Here is a 17,589-nt window from a genome sequence, read left to right as displayed (position 1 = left end):
TTGTTTAGGGTTGTTGAGCGTTGTTAGTCGTCAAATTGATCATAAAAATCATCGCCTAGATCTTCTAAACCTTCATCTTCACTGGTCTCGACAGGTGGATTACCGTCGTGCACTTTATCACGCCAGTTTTGAAAGTACGCCTCGCGCACGAAACTATAGGGGTCTAAAGAGTTCTCCATGAGCGCTTGTTGTTCTTGCAAGCGAATCCGCATTTCTAATGCTTTGACCGTAAAGCGGGCAATGCTTATTGGGGTGTTCAGGTCGTCAAGAGGAAAGTAGAGGCCATCGACCACATCCCCACCACGATCGACAGGTACCGTTGGGCCCATGGCCGGCAGCATCAGGTAGGGGCCATCGGCCACACCCCAGCTCGCCAAAGTTTCACCGAAGCCTTCTTCACGCACGCTCAAACCCATCGGCGTCGCCACATCAAAAATACCCAACACACCCACCGTGCTATTAATTAAAAAGCGCCAAAACGTCACGCCGGCATCTTTGAATTTACCTTGCAAGGTGTTGTTCACTAGGTACGACGGCTCACCAAGATTTTCGGCGGCATTCAAAATACCGGTACGCACCGGCTGCGGAATCTTTCCATAGGTGCGGGCCACTGGCCAAAGTACGTTTTCGTCCAAGGCTTCGTTAAAATCCCAAACATCACGGTTTACCTCTTCAAAAGGGTCACGCGGGTTGGCATAGGTATCGTCTGGTGCGGTCGCGCAGCCACTAAGCCCAAGCACAAAAATCAATAGCGGTACTACATAAGCTTTCAAAAGGTCGCTCCTTTTAATCTTGTTCAGCTGCTGGTGTAAGCACTTGGTCAATGGTTAGCGTAACTTCTACGTTAGCATCAGCAGCAACGGTTATGGCGTCTGCTCCCAAGTCTCCAGCACTTATTTCAATACGGTCGTCAGAAGAGATACGTGCTTCAACCTGCCATTGGTTCAATTGGCTTAGCTTATAATCGGCTAACATTGCATTGGCGTCTGATAACCGCACGTCGATAGGAAACTCTGACACCGGCTGCCGCACCACTGCCGCCGGCATCGGCGCACCATTTGCGGCTTTGGCAAAAACGAATAAGGTGGCATTTGCCGGTAGTTGCTGTCGTAATTCTTCAGCCAACTGAACGGTCACCACCAACTGGCGCTCAGTACCCGCTAATTTTTGCTGGGCATCGGTTAAAGCATTCTCGACAGCCGCATAGCGCGGATCATCTTCGGGCATCACCCGCAATAGCACGCTCCAAGCTTGAACGGCTTGTTGCCAGTCGCCCCGCTGATAGGCCACCGCCCCAGTTAATGACAATGCATCGATGTTCTGCGGGTCCAGTGCTAGTAATTGTCCCAGCAATCGACCGGCGCGCTGTAACTGCTCAGCACCACCAACATTAATCAGCAGCTGTGCATAGCCCAGCAAAATACCGCTGCGCTCACTGTCCATCTGATACGCCCGCTCATAAGCTTCGATGGCTTGCTCGTACTGTTGCAATGCCGCCGCGGCGCGGGCATAAAGCATCCACGCCAGCGCATCACCACCGTCTTCATGAAGCCGTTGGCGTAAACCTAACGCAAAAAGCTCTAACTCTTCCTGAGTCGGTGAGGTTTGTTGCTCTGTGATCACCTTCTCGGCGAGGCCAGGTAACGCCTTTCGTGCTTGCTCCGCGTAGTGCTGTTGCTGCCAACTACCAAACAAGGTATAACCAACCACCGCCAACACCACAATAATAATCGCGGGTAACCAGATGCCGCGACCGACCGCTTGCTCTTCCAGTTTTTCCAACTCGTTATTCTCGCTAACAAAGCGTTTATCGAGCTCTTGCTCGGCACCTGTCAGCGCCTGGTCGGTCAGTAACCCATCGGCATGCTCTTGGGCGAGTTCTTGCCGACGCTGCTCATAAAGTTCGCGGTTTACATCTAAACGACTGCGGCGCTGGGCACTTTGGCGGACCCCAAACACCACCACCAGTACCAACGCCAAAAGCGCCAGCACCACCATGCTAGTGACTATCATCCAGGTCATTGGTCAGTGTCCTTTTGTTGGGCTTTACGCAGCTCTGCAAGCCGCGCTCGCTCGCTGTCGGTGAGCTCCACTTCACCACGGCGCTGAGTACGTACGCGCACTAAAATAACTAAGGCACCGCCGGCTAACACGGCAATCGGCCCCCACCAGAGAATACTGGTCGCCACGGTCATCGGTGGCTGGTAGTGCACAAAGTCGCCATAGCGGGCCACCATGTAATCGATGACTTCTTGCTTTGAAGCACCGCTCTTTACCATCAAATAGGTGCGGTCACGTAAGTCGCGTGCCAGGTCAGCGTCCGAGTCAGCAATGCTTTGATTTTGGCATTTCGGGCAGCGCAATTCGGTAATTAACTCTTGAAAAATCGCCTCTTTGGCAGGCTCATCAAAGCTATAAACCTCGATGTCTTCAGCATACGCGGCAGGCGCAGCTGGGCTCAAAGCGACCAGTAACGACAGCGCGAGAAATAACGTCGTGCAAAAACTGCGCATTAGTTTTCTCCTTCTGCAGCCAGCGCGCGATAGCGTTGGCCAAGTTCACCCTGCCACACGCGCTCGTTCACATCCCCCACATGGCGGTAACGGATGCGCCCTTGGGCGTCTATTAAAAAGGTTTCCGGTGCGCCGTACACACCAAACTCTAGGGCCACCGTGCCTTTAGCATCAAATAAATTAAGCTGGTAAGGGTCCCCTAAAGTATTGAGCCAACGCACCGCTTTCTCACGCGAATCGTCTTTGTAATTCAAGCCCACAATCGGCACCCCGTCGGCCGCCAATTGATTCAGGTACGCATGCTCGGCGCGGCAGGTAGGGCACCAAGTTGCCCACACGTTAAGTAGCATCGGCTTACCACTAAGCACCTGTTGCGTATAGCGCTGTTCGGGGTCATAGAGATCAGGCACACTGAACTGCGGTACAGGTTTGCCCACCAACGCCGAACTGAGTTCCGTTGGGTCAGAAAATAAGCCGCGCAGCAGAAAGCCAACCAAGACAATAAACGCCAGCAGCGGCAGTAATAAGATTGCCAAACGCCAAGGCTTCGTCATTGACGGCCTCCTGCTTTTTTAAAGGCGCGGTAACGTTTATCGGTGATCGCGAGTAAGCCCCCTAGGGCCATAAACAGCGCGCCTAGCCAAATCCAGCGTATGAACGGCTTAATGTAAATACGAATCGCCCAGGCATCGCTGTTCTCTAGCGGCTCACCCAGCGCGACATAGAGATCACGGGTAAAGCCCGCGTCTAAACCAACCTCGGTCATACTCATCCGCTGTACCGTATAAAAACGCTTCTCGGTCACTAAGTCGGTTATTTTGCGCTCACCTGAGTAGACAGAAAACTCCGCATGGTCGGTAATATAATTCGGCCCTTGTTGTTGGCTTAACACATCAAACTGGAAACGATACCCCTGCACCACGACACTCTCACCGGGGGCTAGGCGTACATCGCGTTCAATCTCGTATTGTGACACTGCACCAATACCGATCAAGGTAATGGCAAAGCCAAGATGGCCAAGTACCATTCCCCAATGGCTGCGACCTAACTTGGTCAAGCCTGCTAAACCTTGTTTGCGTTGCTGCACTCGCAAGCGCAGTTCGGTCACCAAGCTGAGCGTGATCCACAATGCCATAATCAAGCCAAGTACGGCCATGGCATGAATCTGTTCGGCCATCACCGCGGGCAACAAGTAACCCAAGCCAACAGCTAACACCAGCGCTAACACTAAACTGTTGCGTAGTGGCTGCAAGTTCTGCCTGCGCCAGCGGAAGAGTGGCCCTAGGCCCATGAGCACCACAAATGGCACAATCAACCAGGTAAACATTTGATTGAAAAAGGGTACCCCGATGGAAATAGAACCCAGCCCTAATTCTTTATGCACCAATGGCAACAAGGTACCCAGCAGCACCACTAAGGTTGCCGCCATCAATAAGATGTTGTTGCCTAGCAGCATCACCTCGCGCGACACGCCTTCATATTTGGTGTGACTATTCACCACTCCGCCGCGCAACGCGAACAGCACGAGCGAGCCGCCAATCACCACGCCAAGTAAGCCGAGGATAAATAGCCCGCGCGCGGGGTCTGTGGCAAACGCGTGCACCGACACAATAACGCCTGAACGTACCAAAAAAGTACCCAGCAAGCTTAAGCTGAAGGCCGAAATAGCAAGTAGCACGGTCCACGATTTAAACGCCCCGCGTTTCTCCGTCACCGCTAACGAATGGATGAGCGCTGTGCCCACCAGCCACGGCATAAAACTAGCGTTTTCAACGGGGTCCCAGAACCACCAGCCGCCCCAGCCAAGTTCGTAATAGGCCCACCAACTGCCAAGTGCAATACCTAAGGTTAAGAAAGCCCAGGCAGCGGTTGCCCAAGGGCGCGACCAGCGTGCCCACGCGGCGTCAAGCTTGCCAGTGATCAAGGCGGCGATAGCAAAGGCGAAGGCCACAGAAAAACCAACATACCCCATATAAAGCAACGGCGGATGAATGATCATACCGGGGTCTTGCAATAATGGGTTGAGGTCGCGGCCATCCACCGGAATCCACGGTATCAAGCGGTCGAACGGATTCGATACGCTGAGCATAAATAAATAAAAGCCAACGCTAATCAAACCAAGAATCGCCAACACCCGCGCCATCATCGTCACCGGCATGCGTCGTGAGAACATGGCCACGGCGGCAATCCAGCCCGCCTGCATTAACATCCATAGCAAAAAGGAGCCTTCATGAGAGCCCCACACCGCAGTGATGCGATAGGCTAACGGCAATTGCGTATTCGAGTTTGCTGCCACATAAGCAACACTGAAATCGTTCACCACAAAGGCCCAGGTGAGTGCCGCATAAGCAATCGCGGTAAACAAGAACTGACCGTAAGCTAAGGGGCGCGCCAACAGCATTGCGCCGCTATGACCTTTATGTGCGCCCCACATTGGGTAAACGGCCAGCACCAATGAAAAAGCTAAGGCTAGCGCCAGTGAAAATTGTCCGACTTCGGCAATCATTATTGGCTTCCTTCGAACGCATCAGGCTGGTTCGGGTTGACGTGTTTAATACCTTTCATCTGCTCTGCCAGTTCGGGTGGCATGTATTCTTCATCGTGCTTGGCCAGCACTTCGGTGGCTTTAAGCACTCGCGGTTCAACCATCACACCTTGGGCAACGATTCCCTGTCCTTCACGGAACAGGTCAGGCAAAATGCCGGTATACAATACTTTCACTTCAGGGCCAATATCGGTGACCATAAACTCGACTTCTAAGGTGTCCGGGTCGCGTTTCACCGAGCCTTCCACCACCATGCCACCAATGCGTAACCGTTGGCCTACTTGCGGCTTCACTAAGTCGTTGCCTTTACCTTCAACAACTTCGCTGGGCGTATAAAAAAGGTCAATGTTTTGCGATAGCGCATACAAAATAATACTGAATGCAACGGCCACCCCAGCAATCAAGCCAAGTGCCCAGGTTAAACGTTTTTTTCGTCGGGGATTCATAGCCACTAGGATACCTCTTTTTTCCGCTGCGCTAGACGCTGTTGCCGTTGCTGCTGCTTAATGAACTCACGCTGCAGTTTTACGCGCGCACCAAAGCCATTGATCACCAGCACGGCAATCGCAGCAAAACTAATACCAAAAGCCAACCACACATAAAATCCATAGCCGCCCATCTCAATAAAGGCTTGCCAACTTTCAAATGCCATTAGCTTTGCTCCTTCATTGCCGGCTGCTGCGTTGCAAGCTCCGCCAGTTCTTGTTTCACCCAAGGGCGCCGTAACTCTTGGCGTAAAATTTCATTGCGCATACGCTGAAAGATCAAACTCGCCGCCAATAAAGAAAAGCCAAGTATCGACACCAACAGCGGTACTAACATGCTATTTGCCATTGGCGGGCGCTCAAAAACCGTCAAAGTTGAGCCTTGATGCAAGGTGTTCCACCATTCCACCGAGTAACGAATAATGGGGATATTAATGACCCCAACCATGGCTAGAATACCCGCTGCTTTTGCACCACTGCGATTATCACTAAAGGCATGATAGAGCGCGAGTACGCCAATATAAAGAAACAGTAAAATGAGTTGGGAGGTTAAGCGTGCATCCCATTCCCACCATGTGCCCCACATGGGCTTACCCCAAATGGCGCCGGTAACCAGCGATATAAAGGTAAACGTCAAGCCAACGGGCGCAATGGCGGAAAGTGCCCAATCGGCCATTTTCAACTGCCAAACTCGGCCGATCAGCGCCGATAGCGCCAGCCCAACATATAGACTCATCGACAGCATGGCGGTTGGCACATGCACAAAAATAATGCGGTAACTGTCACCTTGCTGGTAGTCTGCCGGCGCAAACGCCAGCCCCCAAACCATGCCCGCGGCTAACATCAAGGTCGCTGTGCCAGCAACCCAAGGTAGCCAGCGCCCTAGCAGGTGATAAACAGTTTCGGGTTTTGCGTAAGGATGTAACCAGCGCCACATGTTAATTCACACTCACTCGTATTGCCGCTGCCACCGCAAATGGGGCAAGCAGTAAGGTTAATAGACTCAAGCCGCCCAATAATAACACTTGCGGCCACGCAGCTGTACCCACCAAACTGGCTTCAACAGCACCACTGGCAAAAATCAATAACGGGATGAATAGCGGCAGTAATAATAGGCTCAATAGCGCACCGCCGCGCCCCAAGCTCACCGTTAACGCGGCACCTATGGCCGTTACCGCACTCAAAATTGGGGTACCTACAACAAGTGTTGCCACTAACGTCGGCCACGCCTGTAAAGGTAGCTTTAATAATAATGCGCAAAGCGGCGCGAGGATCACTAACGGCAGACCACTCAGCAACCAATGTACCACCACTTTAGCAGCAGCTAACAGCGCCAGCGGCTGCGGTAGTAGCGTCAATTGCTCTAAGCTACCATCGAGAAAGTCATCGCGAAACAAACGCTCTGAACCTAGCAGTGCCGACAGCAGCGCCGCCACCCAGATCACCCCGGCAGCGATACGCCCTAGAATATCGGGCCCTGGCCCAACCGCGAGCGGAAACAAGCTCACCACCATCAAAATAAACAACAGAGGGTTCAGAATATCGCTACGGCGGCGCATCACCACCATTAAGTCGCGCCGCATCACGGCCCTGAACGCTTGCCAATTTGAGGCCGAATTCATTCGTCGCCTCCAGTAATACGTAAGCGTTGCAGGCGTGTTGGCTGCCAGGTTAGCGGTTGATGTGAAGTAAGAATAATAGCGCCTCCCGCTGCTGTATGTTCAGCAAAACGTTGCTGCAATAGCTCGATACCGTCGGTATCTAAGGCAGTAAAAGGTTCGTCTAGAATCCATAAGGGCGCCTGACTATACCAAAGGCGGGTTAATGCAATACGCCGCTGTTGGCCTGCCGAAAGTTGCCCGGCGGGTAAGTCTTCTAAGCCCAGTAAGCCCACAGTGGCTAGCAGTTGCCATGGTTCAATGGATTCAACACCACTCAGTTGCGCTTGTAAGGAAACATTTTCAAGGGCGGTCAGCTCTGCTTTCACGCCTGGCTTGTGACCTAAGAACAACACCTGTTGGCGCCAATCATTGGCATCGGTGGGAAGAGCCGACTCAGGAAAGTAGCGGATGTCGCCAGCTTGTAGTTGCACCAAACCGACTAACGCACGCAGCAAAGTTGATTTGCCAGCGCCATTCACGCCTTCAATATGCAGCACATCACCACGCTGCAAATCGAATGAAAGATCGGCAAACAACGTGCGCCCAGCACGCTGCGAAACAAGCTGTTTAACTGTTAGAAGGGTCGACATGATGAATAAGCACGACTACCGAAGCAACTTTAAATTTGCCTCGATAGTAGCATAACTTACCTGGGTAAAGGATCAGTTTATGCGCATTTCCGTGTTTTGCGTCACGTTCTCGCTTATTGACTCCTCTATGAAGCTTGCAGGGTCAAAAGTCGTGGTGTTCGGTTCGCTACTGCCAAAACTAATGCTTACACTGCTGCCGGCACGGATACCGTCACAAGAATACCCCGTGGTGTTGGTATTGCCGATGGTCGAAATCGAACAACTAATATTGGGGTTTGAGCTGGTGATGGTAACATCGCGAAAATCGTTTGATTTACAGGCTTCCCAACTTGCGTTTTTGCCTCTAACTTTATAAAACAAGCAATTGATTTCGCCGGTAATCGAATACAATTCGACGTCATCGCTGTCTTCAGCAATAACGGTGGCATCAAGTGAGCTTGTGTACGTCACCCCATTATCTGTCACGTGAATAGCGCCATTACCTAAAATACTTGCGTTCCCTGCACCCACTTCGATACCCACAGTGGTGGTGCCGCCGCTTGCGGTCTGCAGTCGACCTCGACTATAGGTTCCGTAATAATTGTTTTCCGGGTCGACAATGGTTTCAATGGGTTCACTCGTTACCGTTGCAACGCTTGGTGCCGACGAGTCCCATTCACCTAACAACGTAAGATTCACTTCATAAAAGGGTACTTTTGACAGCCAGTCGTCTTCACCATTTTGAAGAGCCGTTTTGACTGTATTTTCATGTTCTGTGGTCATGGCGTCGAGGTATATAGCTCGCCCGATCATTTGATAAGCGCCAGGTACCACTTCAATATCGCGACCCGTTGGCGGTGTAGGCAAATCATTGTCCAAAATCAATGCGCGTATTGTATCTCTTACATAATCGGTATATACGCCGCTAGAGCCCGAATTTACTAAGTATTCAGAGCTCATGACATTCACTGCTTTGATACTCCAATCGGGATACGTGACGTAATAGCCATTGACTCGACGCATCCGACAGGACTCTTCGTACACATCACCAAGACTATCGGCTTTGGTTAGCACACCATTCACATTAGTGAAGTGCCGGTGGTTACCACTTGGCTCTCTTAAATCAAGTTTCTCTTGGCGATAAACATTTTGTGCCTGATACATTTCGCTGTTGTCGTGGTGGTCGCGGCAGCACAAAGTGCAAAGTTCGGGTTGGTTCGAATCCGCAGGCTCACCGACCATTTTTCGCGTATTCACCGAGCCATTAGGGTCAAGCACTAAACTCTGATCTTCGAGAATTAAACGCGCGGGCGTTTTGCCTTCATCACCTAAGCCTACAAAGCTACAAGCGCAACTTACCGTTACAAAGTCTTCAATCCGTTGCGTCTGGCTGGCTTCGTCATAGGTAACTGTATCGAAAGTAACTTGCAACCGATCACCGACTGATTGTACCTGCGGCGTCGGTTTAGTGGTTTCTTTAACTTTATATGTTTCAGCCGAATCGTCATCAGTTAACCGAATTGCAATAACTTCTGGCGCCGCCCCCGGATTGTAGGTCACACTAGGACGCTGCTGTGGACTTGGCACGGTAACCACTAAGCCACCATCACGACCGGCAATACTATTAAACCAAGCTTCTAAAGTTAATGATTCACTGGCTCCCGCGCGTTCCGTCCAACTCACCGTCACGGCAATCGCCTTGGCATCGGGTTCAGAAGGCAATGGATCAGGCGCGCTTGGGCTGCTCGCGGTCACCCAGTTACCTGCAGCTAGGTACTGATCGGTTTTCGTCCAGGCCAACGCGTACGACTTACCATCACGGCTTTCAGTATCACTACCCGCGGCCAAATCGGCATAAGTAGTAAAACGTAATTCTTCGATTTTCGCTTGCGCCATTTCCATGGCAGCGGTGCGCTCGGTCGCTCGCGTCGATGATTGAATAAACATCCGCTGTAAGCTTACTAAGCCTGCCACGCCAATCGCTATAATAACCAACGCAACTAGCACCTCAACAAAGGTAAAACCTCGAGCTCTACGATTAGAAATCATGCCAGCTTCCCCCTACACGATGCACTCGGCGGAACTCATCGTTGGTTTCGATTCTTTCAAGAACATCTGAATTATAGCGAATGGTTAAATTACCATTAGACAACTTGGGTGATTGACTCGCTAGTATTGAGCCCTCAACAAAAGCACCACCATTTAAGGTAATACTGTATTGCGGTGGTGACGCTTGTCCCGGCGTTACAAACTGAAAAATCATGCCGTACAGGGTCACGTTACCATTCATCTTGAAATCGCCATCATGCACGACAATCAAGGCTGGCTCCGTGGGCGTACCGATATCGCCGTTGGGCGTATCGCAGTCACCATTAATCCAGATCAACCCAGTGGTGGTTGGCCCTAGTGAGTTACAGTTATCAAATTCATAGTTTGCCATGGCGCGCAGGTCTTCCCAGTTGTCCTCTGGAATGCCAAACAAATAGTCGAGTAAGTCGCCGGGAAAATTAGGATCTGCATCAAGAATATCAATGCCATGATCGCCCCGCTCACTCAACGTTTGTGAGCTACATACGCCGTTCTCAAACTCCCATTGACCACAAGTGGTACCGTTACCATTAATGTCGACATCATCTTTGCTCCAAATCGAAAGGGGCACACCGTCGCCACCACCATTGGCGTTCGCCACAATTTGGAAACTACCTGAGACATTCACGCCGCCACGAATCGCCAGTGGAATCGTCGGCCCGCTACGAATCAACGACGACACCATCAGCTCTATCGCAGCTCGCTGCGTCGCCGAACCATCCGCTGAATTGGCCACCACCTGGACATCAACGATATCCACACTGCCGCGTGCAGTACCGACATAATTGGTGCTGGTTAAGGTCGCCGTATAGTTTGCGCCATCAATCGTACCTGTTATGGTGCGATCTAAATTGTTTCGATCTTTATCAATTTCCATAATGGTTTGCTCAAGGGCGGCATCAGCCACCGTGCGAGCCTCCATCATGGCCATGTGGTTGCGCATAATGCGCTGCTCTTGCGCCTTAAACTTCGCGGTATACAAAGTCACCAGAATAATAATGGCTAGCAGCAACACCGTCAGTGTTACCGTTGCAAATCCGCTGTTCGTGGTCCGTTGACTAAAACGCATTACGAATGATCACTTCTGTTGTTAATTCGCGAGTAATTTCGCTATCCGACGGCATCGCCACCGCTAACGTGACACTGACGCGCTGTTCATTCACTAATCCCAGCATCTGCTCTGTCAGTGCAAAATCTAAGTCGGTCACTTCAATCATGTCGTTGCTTGTGAGGTTCTGCCAGCCTCCAGCATCACACAACGCTGAGCTTTGTCGGCGCTGAATGCGCCCTTCAAATACTCGATAGCCGAAGTTTTCTGGGTTGCCATCATGCACACCATCGGCGTCGGCGTCATAGCTGAACATAACGCAGCTATTGAGCTCTTCACTACTGTGATTGGAGATCACGATAGTGCCATTAAACGCCGTACTGGCGTTCGCTGGGTCGTAAATCAATTCGGCCGCATCGGCCCGATAGCCGGTGCGCCGCAAGTCACCGACGATCAAGTCCATCACCGCAGTAGACTCTTCTTGCAACTGACTTAACTTTAAGCTTCTTGAATTCACTCCAAGGGTATTGGCAAATACCGCCGTCAATGCCGCCATTAACAGCAAGCCGAGCGTGATGGTAATCATCAGCTCAACTAAAGAAAGACCTTGCTGCTGTCGTTTTAACATGCTGGATAATCCCCAATATCACCGGACTGCGTACAGTAACGAATGCGCCCTAACACACTGACCACCACCCGTACTTCGGCTTCCACACTGTCGTCGTCCATCAGTTGGTAACGAGCGCTACCTGCATGCCCCTCGGCTAGGCCACGCATGCCGTCGAATCGAGTGTAGGTGCCAGCGGCAAACGCCGCATTCACGCTAATATTAGTATAGTCGCTACTGTTAATTTGGCGCAGTACGTTATTTATACTGCAATCTTCCGATAAACAGTCACAATCATTTGCCGTTGCCACGGCAGCACACCAAACACCGTCTTCTTCGTCCCACACCACAAAACGGTCTTCGGTGGTACGTAACGCATCCGAACGGGCATACTGCAACAGGGCATAAGTGTCTTGCGCCGCACCTTGCAGCCGCATTGATTTGGCAAGGTTAAGCATCATCGGCACCCCGGCGCCAAGAATAATGGAGAGAATCACCAAAGTGACAAGTAACTCCAGTAGGGTAAAACCACGACGAGGGGTCGCTGATCGTTTCATAAGCTGTCCGCACATTGCGTAATTGCCAAAAATAGCGTATCTATTAAAGATAGGTTAATTAACTACAGTGTAGTTTAAAAATTCATCTTTGACGACAAGGCACGCAAATGCAAGCAAAATTAAAACAGTCAGGCATGACCTTGATTGAACTAATGGTGGTGATAGCGATCATTGGTATCATTGCTGCGATCGCCTATCCGAATTTCGTTGACTACGTACGCGAGGCTCGCCGAGCAGATGCCATGGCGCAATTGTTGACCCTGCAAATGGCAGAAGAAGAGTATCGTCTGAAGAATACCAGTTACGCTGATCTTGCCACATTAGGGGCAGGAGCAAGTAGCGACTACTATACCTTTTCAGCATCAAATGTCGGCGCTGAGACCTACACTTTGACCGCCACAGCGACGGGCGGCCAAACCAATGACACCGGCTGTACCGCCATTTCAATTAATCACAACGACCAAAAAACACCGGCCGCTTGTTGGCAGCGTTAAAGCTCCACAACTCTTAGCTCAGGTGGAATCGAGAAGGTAATATTTTCTTCGCGGCCGCTGCGTTCATCGACGGTTTCACCGCCCCACTGCTGCAGCTGCTCGATCACATTTTTGACCAACACTTCAGGCGCAGAAGCTCCCGCAGTAACACCGACACGTTCAACATTCTCTAGCCAGCTTTGATCAATACAACTCGCATCGTCGATAAGAAAGGCTGTGGTGCCCATTTTTTCAGAAAGCTCGCGTAGACGGTTTGAATTTGAGCTATTGCGCGCACCAACCACGAGCAGCAAGTCGACTTCGTCGGCTAGCTCGCGTACCGCGTCTTGACGGTTTTGCGTCGCGTAACAAATGTCATCCTTGCGCGGCCCTTGCACTTGAGGAAAGCGCTCACGTAGGGCTTCAATCACATCCGCTGTATCGTCAACCGACAGTGTGGTTTGGCTCATATAATGCAACTGACTAGGGTCTTTCACCTCGAGCTTGGCAACATCGTCTACCGACTCAAGCAAGTAAATACCGCCGTCGGCATTTGAATACTGCCCCATCGTGCCTTCAACTTCCGGGTGGCCCGCATGGCCAATCAGCACACACTCATGCCCCTTACGACTTGCGCGAGTAACTTCCATATGCACCTTGGTCACCAATGGGCAGGTCGCATCAAACACTTTCAGCCCACGACTCTTCGCCTCTTGGCGTACCGCTTGCGATACCCCATGCGCCGAAAAAATCACGATGCTATCGTCGGGCACTTCTTCGAGTTCATCGACAAATACCGCGCCAGCCTCACGCAGCGAGTCCACCACATACTTGTTATGCACCACTTCGTGGCGCACATAAATGGGTGGCTCAAAAATTTCCAATGCTCGTTCAACGATAGTAATTGCACGGTCGACACCGGCGCAAAAACCACGAGGATTAGCTAGCAAGATTTGCATATTAACTCCAAAGACGAAAATCGATGTTCGATGTTCGATGTTCGATGTTCGATAACAACATAAAAGCTTAAAGACGATGTTTGATAACGGCCTAAGAGCGGTACCGCGATGTTTGATACGGAAAGATCTTTGTCAAACATCTAACATCTAACATCTAACATCTGCTTTTACGGATTCACCTCTATAATTTCGACGGCGAAACGTACCCGCTGGCCTGCTAGCGGGTGATTAAAATCAATCGTCACGAACTGCTCGTTAATCGAACGCACAATACCCGGTAGCTCAGTGCCATCGGGTTGTGGGAAGGTAAAAATTTGACCTTCTTCGGGACGTTCCGCGAATTTCTGTGTCTCTACTTGATAATAGTTGTCTTTGTTCGGCATGCCAAAAGCATCTTCCGGGGCGAGCTCGAACTCACGATCATCACCGGCTTTAAGGCCGACCAGGCAGGCTTCGAAGTTTTCAGTAAGCGAGCCATCGCCGACGCGGAACTTGGCCGGTTTGCCCGACATTTTGGTGCTATCAGCCACCGAGTCATCGGCCAACTTAATGGTAAAGTGAAGAATAACTTCGCGACCATGCTCAATAGGTAAACGACTAATCATGACTGCTGTTGCTCCTGGCGCTGCTCAAAAAAGGCTTCTAATAACATTAAAACTGCGCCTATGGTAATCGCCATATCGGCCACATTAAAGGCTGGCCAATGCCAGTTATCAACATACACATCAATAAAATCGATGACAAAACCATGTATCAGGCGATCAACAACGTTGCCGACGGCACCGGCGAGGATCAGCGAAAACGCCAGATTCTGGCGCCACATGTTGACGGGGTTACGACGTAGCCAAACCAGCAAGATAACACTCACGGCGATAGCTAGACCGGTGAACAACCAACGCTGCCAGCCCCCTTGATCACTCAAGAAGCTAAATGCGGCACCGAAGTTTTGTACATAGGTGAAGTTTAGATACGGCATAATCTCAATGCTTTCATATAAGTCGAAAGCATCGAGAACCCATTGCTTTGTTACCTGATCAATAATAATCAGCACGAGCGACAACCACAAATACTGCAGTCCGCTTAAGCGCTTTTGAAAATCAGCTTTAGCCTTAGGCAAAATGACGCTCCTCACCTGCTCCGTCGATATTAGTGACACAACGTTGGCACAAACTTGGATGCGCCTCGATGGTGCCAACCTCAGGGCGATGATGCCAGCAACGATCGCACTTCTGATAGCTTGTTTTCGCAACTTTTACCGCTAACCCATCGATAGTTGTGGCGACGGCGTCTTCCGGTGCTGCGTCTATGGAGTCGACCACAGCGGCTGAAGTTAACAGCACGAACCGCAGTTCGTCGGCCAAACTGTTCAGCTTGTGAGCTAGCTCAGGCCCAGCATACAAGGTTACCTCGGCCTGTAACGAACCACCGATGACTTCATCACGGCGCGCTTGTTCCAAGGCACGGTTAACCGCATCACGCACATCCAGCAGTTGCTGCCAGAAAGTGTTGTCAGCGTCGCTGACGGTAATGTGGTCGGCATCGTTATACCAAGCTTCGGTAAACACATACTCACTGCGTTGTTGCCCAGCGGTGTTTTGCGCTGGCAATGCGGTCCAGATTTCTTGGGCCGTAAAGCTACAAATTGGTGCCAACCAACGCACTAGCATTTCGGCAATATGATACAAAGCGGTCTGACAAGAGCGCTGAGCAACACTGTCGCGCTGGGCGGTGTATTGACGGTCTTTGATCACATCAAGATAGAAACTACCCAACTCGATAGAGCAGAAGTGCATCAGTTTTTGCACCACCACATGGAATTGATAATCGTCGTAAGCTTGCAGTAGCTCTTTTTGCAAGGCTACGGCACGCGCCACAATCCAACGGTCCATGGCCACCATTTGCTGCACGTCGACACAGTGCTGCGTCGGATCAAAAGCATTGATATTCGCTAACAAGAAGCGCGACGTATTACGGATACGGCGGTAGCTGTCCGCCGAACGTTTTAAGATCTCGTCGGAAACAGTCATTTCGCCAGAGTAATCGGTACCGGCCACCCACAAACGTAAAATATCACCGCCAAGCTTGTTCATTACTTCTTGCGGCGCCACTACGTTACCAATCGACTTGGACATTTTACGGCCCTGCCCGTCAACGGTAAAACCATGGGTCAACACTTGACGGTACGGCGCTTGTTGATACATCGCCACACCGGTTAACAACGACGACTGGAACCAGCCTCGGTGTTGGTCTGAACCTTCTAAGTAAAGATCAGCCGGCCACTGCAAGCCCGGGGTTTTATTCAACACCGCTTCGTGGGTTACGCCCGAGTCAAACCAAACATCAAGAGTGTCGGTGACTTTACGGTAGTCACCGGCTTCATCACCGAGCAGTTCTTCCGCATCGAGATCAAACCAAGCTTGCACACCGTCTTTTTCGACTCGTTTCGCCACTTCTTCGAGTAACTCTAAGGTACGAGGGTGCAATTCGTCGTTATCGCGACGCACAAACACCGCAATCGGGTTACCCCAAGTACGCTGCCGTGAAATACACCAATCGGGACGACCATCCACCATACTTTCAATACGGCTTTGGCCCCATTCAGGCACCCAACGAACCTGTTTAATTTGCTCTAACGCCTTGGCTCGTAAACCTTGCTTGTCCATGCTGATAAACCACTGGGGCGTCGCGCGGAAAATAATCGGCGTTTTATGGCGCCAGCAATGCGGATAAGAGTGGTTATAAGCTTCGTGGTGAACCAAGCGCCCTGCCTCTTGCAGCGCATCAACGATATTGGCGTTAGCCTTCATCACATGTTGACCGGCAAACATCGGCGTATCGTCTTTATACACCCCATTGTCGGCCACCGGGTTATACACCTCAATGCCGTAGCGCTGGCCAACTAAAAAGTCGTCCACACCGTGACCTGGCGCCGTATGCACACAGCCCGTACCCGATTCAGTGGTTACGTGCTCGCCCAAAACCAAAGGCACCTGAATGTCACTAAACAATGGATGGTGGAGTTTCATCAACTCCAAAGCTTCACCTTTGGCAAAACCTAATTTGTGATAGTCATCAATGCCCCAGCGCTCCATCGCCGATGTGACCAGCTCGTCGGCCATCACCAACCGCTGCGCCGGGCGCTCTGCCGTCGCTTCCACCTGAACCAAGGCATACTCCAACGAAGGGTGTAACGAAATCGCACGGTTAGCTGGAATCGTCCAAGGCGTGGTGGTCCAAATCACCACACTGACCTCACCTTCGCCGGCGTGGTCGGCAGGATGATCAAAAGCTGCCACCAGTTGCGCCTGATCGACCGCAACAAAACTCACATCAATAGCCGGTGAACGCTTATCCTGATACTCAACTTCCGCCTCGGCCAACGCCGAGCCGCAGTCTGTACACCAATGCACAGGTTTGAAACCTTGTTGCATGTGACCGTTGGCAATAATTTTGCCCAGCGCCCGAATACTGTCTGCTTCTTGCTGCGGGTTCATGGTCAGGTAAGGATTGTCCCAATCACCGAACACCCCTAAGCGTTTAAATTCTTCACGCTGCTGTTCAACCTGTCCCATCGCATAACTGCGACACTTTTCACGGAACTCAGCAATCGAAAGCTTTTTACCCGGCTTGCCATGCTTTTTCTCGACCTGTAATTCAATCGGCAAACCATGACAGTCCCAACCCGGCACATAAGGCGCGTCAAAACCGCTCAAGGTTTTCGCCTTCACAATCACATCTTTAAGAATTTTATTCACCGCATGGCCAATATGAATCTGACCATTCGCATACGGAGGTCCATCGTGCAAAATAAAGACCGGCTGACCCGCTTTCGCAATTCGAATCTTGCCGTACAAATCATCGGCATACCACTGTTTCAGCATTTGCGGCTCGCGATTTGCGAGATTACCACGCATCGGAAACTGCGTTTCCGGCAAGTTCAGCGTGTGTTTGTAGTCGGTCATTATTTGCTTCCTTTATGGGGACTGATGTTCGATGTTCGATGTTCGATGTTCGATGTTCGATGTTCGATGTTCGATGTTCGATGTTCGATGTTCGATGTTCGATGTTCGATGTTCGATGTTCG

The 17,589-nt window shown here is 51.0% G+C and carries 19 protein-coding genes; 1 reads left to right on the top strand and 18 read right to left on the bottom strand.

All coding sequences use genetic code 11. From position 1 onward, the window contains the following. Positions 1-23: 23 nt before the first annotated feature. The 14 genes from PSI9734_RS00095 to PSI9734_RS00030 all read right to left on the bottom strand — a co-directional run bounded on the left by PSI9734_RS00095 (position 24) and on the right by PSI9734_RS00030 (position 12,073). Entirely contained in the window at positions 24-773 is a 750-nt protein-coding gene (locus tag PSI9734_RS00095; protein WP_173919100.1) for an MlaA family lipoprotein, read from the bottom strand. A gap of 13 nt (positions 774-786) precedes the next feature. Continuing rightward, complete coding sequence (gene ccmI, locus PSI9734_RS00090) at positions 787-2,022, bottom strand: c-type cytochrome biogenesis protein CcmI (protein WP_173919099.1); 1,236 nt, start codon at positions 2,020-2,022, stop codon at positions 787-789. Continuing rightward, positions 2,019-2,513: a cytochrome c-type biogenesis protein gene (locus PSI9734_RS00085; protein ID WP_173919098.1), complete on the bottom strand. Its 495-nt coding sequence runs from the start codon at positions 2,511-2,513 to the stop codon at positions 2,019-2,021. The genes ccmI and PSI9734_RS00085 overlap by 4 nt, the downstream gene beginning before the upstream one ends. Next, positions 2,513-3,067, bottom strand: a complete 555-nt coding sequence (locus tag PSI9734_RS00080) for a DsbE family thiol:disulfide interchange protein (RefSeq protein WP_173919097.1) — start codon at positions 3,065-3,067, stop codon at positions 2,513-2,515. Before PSI9734_RS00080 ends, PSI9734_RS00085 begins: the two co-directional genes overlap by 1 nt. Further along, positions 3,064-5,019, bottom strand: a complete 1,956-nt coding sequence (locus PSI9734_RS00075) for a heme lyase CcmF/NrfE family subunit (RefSeq protein ID WP_173919096.1) — start codon at positions 5,017-5,019, stop codon at positions 3,064-3,066. The genes PSI9734_RS00080 and PSI9734_RS00075 overlap by 4 nt, the downstream gene beginning before the upstream one ends. Further along, a complete protein-coding gene (gene ccmE, locus PSI9734_RS00070) occupies positions 5,019-5,504 on the bottom strand; it encodes a cytochrome c maturation protein CcmE (RefSeq protein ID WP_173919095.1) in 486 nt (161 codons plus the stop codon). Before ccmE ends, PSI9734_RS00075 begins: the two co-directional genes overlap by 1 nt. A 5-nt stretch (positions 5,505-5,509) precedes the next feature. After that, the gene (ccmD, locus tag PSI9734_RS00065; RefSeq protein WP_173919094.1) at positions 5,510-5,710 is read right to left on the bottom strand and encodes a heme exporter protein CcmD; all 201 of its coding nucleotides are present in this window, start codon (positions 5,708-5,710) and stop codon (positions 5,510-5,512) included. Next, complete coding sequence (locus tag PSI9734_RS00060) at positions 5,710-6,480, bottom strand: heme ABC transporter permease (protein WP_173919093.1); 771 nt, start codon at positions 6,478-6,480, stop codon at positions 5,710-5,712. Before PSI9734_RS00060 ends, ccmD begins: the two co-directional genes overlap by 1 nt. A gap of 1 nt (position 6,481) precedes the next feature. Continuing rightward, positions 6,482-7,165: a heme exporter protein CcmB gene (gene ccmB / locus PSI9734_RS00055; protein WP_173919092.1), complete on the bottom strand. Its 684-nt coding sequence runs from the start codon at positions 7,163-7,165 to the stop codon at positions 6,482-6,484. Next, the gene (gene ccmA / locus PSI9734_RS00050) at positions 7,162-7,794 is read right to left on the bottom strand and encodes a cytochrome c biogenesis heme-transporting ATPase CcmA (protein WP_173919091.1); all 633 of its coding nucleotides are present in this window, start codon (positions 7,792-7,794) and stop codon (positions 7,162-7,164) included. The genes ccmB and ccmA overlap by 4 nt, the downstream gene beginning before the upstream one ends. A gap of 72 nt (positions 7,795-7,866) precedes the next feature. After that, positions 7,867-9,822 (bottom strand): prepilin-type N-terminal cleavage/methylation domain-containing protein, encoded by a 1,956-nt coding sequence (locus PSI9734_RS00045; RefSeq protein WP_173919090.1) that lies wholly within the window; start codon positions 9,820-9,822, stop codon positions 7,867-7,869. Continuing rightward, the gene (locus PSI9734_RS00040; protein ID WP_173919089.1) at positions 9,812-10,930 is read right to left on the bottom strand and encodes a pilus assembly PilX N-terminal domain-containing protein; all 1,119 of its coding nucleotides are present in this window, start codon (positions 10,928-10,930) and stop codon (positions 9,812-9,814) included. Before PSI9734_RS00040 ends, PSI9734_RS00045 begins: the two co-directional genes overlap by 11 nt. After that, positions 10,920-11,537, bottom strand: a complete 618-nt coding sequence (locus PSI9734_RS00035; RefSeq protein ID WP_173919088.1) for a prepilin-type N-terminal cleavage/methylation domain-containing protein — start codon at positions 11,535-11,537, stop codon at positions 10,920-10,922. Before PSI9734_RS00035 ends, PSI9734_RS00040 begins: the two co-directional genes overlap by 11 nt. Beyond that, entirely contained in the window at positions 11,531-12,073 is a 543-nt protein-coding gene (locus PSI9734_RS00030; protein ID WP_173919087.1) for a GspH/FimT family pseudopilin, read from the bottom strand. The genes PSI9734_RS00035 and PSI9734_RS00030 overlap by 7 nt, the downstream gene beginning before the upstream one ends. 107 nt (positions 12,074-12,180) lie before the next feature. Between PSI9734_RS00030 and PSI9734_RS00025 the strand changes: the two genes are divergently transcribed. Then, positions 12,181-12,567, top strand: a complete 387-nt coding sequence (locus PSI9734_RS00025; RefSeq protein ID WP_173919086.1) for a type IV pilin protein — start codon at positions 12,181-12,183, stop codon at positions 12,565-12,567. Here PSI9734_RS00025 and ispH read toward each other — a convergent pair. The 4 genes from ispH to ileS all read right to left on the bottom strand — a co-directional run bounded on the left by ispH (position 12,564) and on the right by ileS (position 17,467). Then, positions 12,564-13,505 (bottom strand): 4-hydroxy-3-methylbut-2-enyl diphosphate reductase, encoded by a 942-nt coding sequence (gene ispH, locus PSI9734_RS00020; RefSeq protein ID WP_173919085.1) that lies wholly within the window; start codon positions 13,503-13,505, stop codon positions 12,564-12,566. The two genes, PSI9734_RS00025 and ispH, sit on opposite strands and share 4 nt — an antisense overlap. Before the next feature lie 167 nt (positions 13,506-13,672). Further along, positions 13,673-14,107 carry an FKBP-type peptidyl-prolyl cis-trans isomerase gene (gene fkpB / locus PSI9734_RS00015; RefSeq protein WP_425500045.1) on the bottom strand — a complete coding sequence of 145 codons (435 nt, stop codon included), beginning with the start codon at positions 14,105-14,107 and terminating at the stop codon, positions 13,673-13,675. Beyond that, positions 14,107-14,622, bottom strand: coding sequence for a signal peptidase II (lspA, locus tag PSI9734_RS00010; RefSeq protein WP_173919083.1), 516 nt, complete (start codon positions 14,620-14,622; stop codon positions 14,107-14,109). The genes fkpB and lspA overlap by 1 nt, the downstream gene beginning before the upstream one ends. Further along, on the bottom strand, positions 14,615-17,467 hold the full coding sequence (ileS, locus tag PSI9734_RS00005) for an isoleucine--tRNA ligase (protein WP_173919082.1): 2,853 nt from the start codon (positions 17,465-17,467) through the stop codon (positions 14,615-14,617). Before ileS ends, lspA begins: the two co-directional genes overlap by 8 nt. Positions 17,468-17,589 lie beyond the last annotated feature (122 nt).

Origin of the sequence: Pseudidiomarina piscicola (genome assembly GCF_902806985.1) — a bacterium.
Lineage (GTDB): Bacteria > Pseudomonadota > Gammaproteobacteria > Enterobacterales > Alteromonadaceae > Pseudidiomarina > Pseudidiomarina piscicola.
This window is presented reverse-complemented; position numbering and strand designations above follow the sequence as displayed.